A 2166-nucleotide genomic window follows, 5' to 3' on the forward strand; every position below is an offset into this window, starting at 1 on the left:
CGATGCCACTGATGCCGGCGATACGGCCGTTGAGCCACAGCAGCAGGGTCGCCGCCAGGCCGATCAGGATGCCGCCGGCCAGCGGCGTCAGCCAGGCGCTCATGCTTGTGCTCCCAGCTGGTTCAGCGGCAGGCGGAAATAGCGGATGCCGTTGCGTCGGGCTCGGGCAGGCGCCCCCCGCGGATGTTCACCTGCAGCGCCTGCAGGATCAGCCGCGGCGGCGCCAGCGTGGCGTCACGTTGCTGGCGCATGCGCACGAAATCGGCCTCCTGCACACCATCTTTCAGATGCACGTTGTGCTCAAGCTGGTGCGCGGCGCTGGTCTGCGGTTCGGGCGCCCGGCGGTCACCCGGATAGTCGTGGCACAGGAAGATGCGCGTGTTCGCCGGCAGCGCAGGATCGTCTGGATCGAGGCGTACAGCCGGTGCGCGTCACCGCCGGGGAAGTCGGTGCGTGCCGTGCCGGTTTCCGGCGCGAACACGGTGTCACCGATGAACGCGGCATCGCCGATCACATAGGTCAGGCTGTCATCGGTGTGCCCGGGGGTGGCGATCACCCGCGCCTGCAGGTCACCGATACTGAAACGGTCACCGTCGGCGAACAGCCGGTCGAACTGGCGGCCGTCGGCGACGAACTCCTCGCCCAGCCCGAACAGTTCCTTGAAGCGCTGCTGCACCTGGATGATGCCCCGCCCGATCGCCACCGGCGCCTGCAGTTCGTCGGCGAGGAAGCCCGCGGCGCTGAGATGATCGGCATGGGCGTGGGTTTCCAGGATCCACTCGACGCGCAGGCGCTGGGCGCGGACGAAGGCCAGCACCGCCTCGGCCGAGCGGGTGGCGATACGTGCACCGGCCGGATCGTAGTCCAGCACCGGATCGATGATCGCCGCCGCACCGCCCGCGCCCTCGTGCACCACGTAGGTGAAGGTGCCGCTGTCCTTGTCGAAGAACGGTTCGACCTGGGGGGAAGCCATGACTGTCTGGGACATCGAAGCCACCATTTGCCTTTTTGTTTAGTAAATACTAAATTAGATCATCCTAAAAATAAGAGCAAGCCCCGGTGTCGATCCCTGCCGCAGCACCGCCGAGCAACCAGGACTACGAACAGATGGGCGTGCATGCCGAACAGGCGGCACGTCTGCTCAAATCGCTGGCCCATCCAGCCCGGCTCAGGGTGCTGTGCCGGCTGGTGGAAGGCGAAGCCTCGGTGGGCGAACTGCAGGCGCTGGGGAATCTGTCGATGTCAGCGCTGTCCCAGCACCTGGCAGTGCTGCGCGAACAGGCGCTGGTGCTGACCCGTCGCGACGCACAGACCATCTTCTATTCGCTGGCCGAGAGCCCGGCACTGGGCGTGATGCAGGCGCTTCACGCGGCCTACTGCGGCGCACACGCCAGCGCGGACAGGCCGCACCGCTGAGCCCTGCCCTACTCATCCCCCGCCCAACCCAAGGAAACCACCATGTCCGCCACCCCGTCCTACACCGAGCTGACCCGCGACATCTCGCGCAATCTCACCGCGCTGCGCACCCACAACAGCGAAGTGATGCAAGGCTTCAACGCCATGGCCAAGGCCGCGATGGCGCCCGGTGCGCTGGATGAGAAGACCAAGGAGCTGATCGCCATGGCCATCGGCGTGGCCAACCGCTGCGACGGCTGCCTGGGCTTCCATGCCAAGGCGCTGGTACGCCTGGGCGCCACACCGGAAGAGTTCCGCGAGATGCTGGGCGTGGCGGTCTACATGGGCGGCGGCCCGTCGCTGATGTATGCGGCCAACGCCTTGGCCGCCTATGAAGAGTTCAGTAACGCGACCGGCGCCGCCTGAACCCGACGCAAGCGGCCCGGCCTGGCGGTCGGGCTGCTGCGATGCCACCTGTCAGGTGACCACCGCCAGCCGGTGCGAGGCCAGCAGGCGTCCATGATCGACTTCAATGCCAGTGGCCGCACCGGCTTGTGCAGCAGGGTCAGACCCAGCTCCATCACCTCGCGGCGCGTGGCCAGACTGTCATCGGCGCTGAGAATCAGCGTTGGCCGCGGTCCGAAGCGCTCGCCCAGCCGCGCCTGCAGCGCGGTGCCGGTATCGCCGTCATCCAGGTTGTAGTCGAACAGCCACAAGCTCGCCGCCTCGCGCTCCATCGCCGCCACCGCCTGCGCCTCACCGGCCGCCTCG

At 67.4% G+C, this 2166-nt stretch carries 3 protein-coding genes and 1 pseudogene; 2 read left to right on the forward strand and 2 right to left on the reverse strand.

All coding sequences use genetic code 11. The features are described 5' to 3' along the window. Positions 1 to 122: 122 nt before the first annotated feature. A pseudogene (locus tag JCM9942_RS14465) lies at positions 123 to 973 on the reverse strand (MBL fold metallo-hydrolase). 134 nt (positions 974 to 1107) lie between these two features. Here JCM9942_RS14465 and JCM9942_RS14470 point away from each other — a divergent pair. Beyond that, a complete protein-coding gene (locus JCM9942_RS14470; protein WP_054660536.1) occupies positions 1108 to 1416 on the forward strand; it encodes an ArsR/SmtB family transcription factor in 309 nt (102 codons plus the stop codon). Positions 1417 to 1458: 42 nt separating this feature from the next. Further along, complete coding sequence (locus tag JCM9942_RS14475) at positions 1459 to 1821, forward strand: carboxymuconolactone decarboxylase family protein (RefSeq protein ID WP_054660534.1); 363 nt, start codon at positions 1459 to 1461, stop codon at positions 1819 to 1821. Here JCM9942_RS14475 and JCM9942_RS14480 read toward each other — a convergent pair. Beyond that, a partial coding sequence (locus tag JCM9942_RS14480; protein ID WP_157722956.1) for a response regulator occupies positions 1785 to 2166 on the reverse strand: 382 nt, incomplete at its 5' end. The two genes, JCM9942_RS14475 and JCM9942_RS14480, sit on opposite strands and share 37 nt — an antisense overlap.

Origin of the sequence: Stenotrophomonas pictorum JCM 9942, assembly GCF_001310775.1 — a bacterium.
GTDB classification, from domain to species: domain Bacteria; phylum Pseudomonadota; class Gammaproteobacteria; order Xanthomonadales; family Xanthomonadaceae; genus Stenotrophomonas; species Stenotrophomonas pictorum.